Source organism: Pseudomonas sp. 50_B, from assembly GCF_017491625.1.
GTDB classification, from domain to species: domain Bacteria; phylum Pseudomonadota; class Gammaproteobacteria; order Pseudomonadales; family Pseudomonadaceae; genus Aquipseudomonas; species Aquipseudomonas danubii.
The window spans coordinates 1-244 of record NZ_JAFGYX010000208.1 but is presented as its reverse complement, the minus strand read 5'-3'; the positions used below and the strand labels follow the sequence as shown (position 1 = coordinate 244).

Here is a 244-nt window from a genome sequence, read left to right as displayed (position 1 = left end):
TCGGCTACTTCGTCCTGCTGTTCAGCACCTTGGGCTATTTCTTCCCGATCTTCGGCGAGGGCAACACCCCGGCCGCGGTGATCGGCGCCTCGGTGCTGCTCTGGGCCGTGCACTTCCTGGTGCTGCGTGGGATCAAGGAGGCGGCGTTCATCAACCAATTGACCACGGTGGCGAAGATTGTGCCGCTGGTGATGTTCATCGTCATTGCGGCCGTGGCGTTCAAGGCCGACATCTTCACCCGCGA

The 244-nt window shown here is 61.9% G+C and carries 1 protein-coding gene; it reads left to right on the top strand.

What is annotated here, in order from left to right; translation table 11 throughout:
* Positions 1 to 244 (top strand): amino acid permease (locus J5M73_RS31650; RefSeq protein ID WP_207817040.1); only part of this gene is annotated, 244 nt, incomplete at both ends.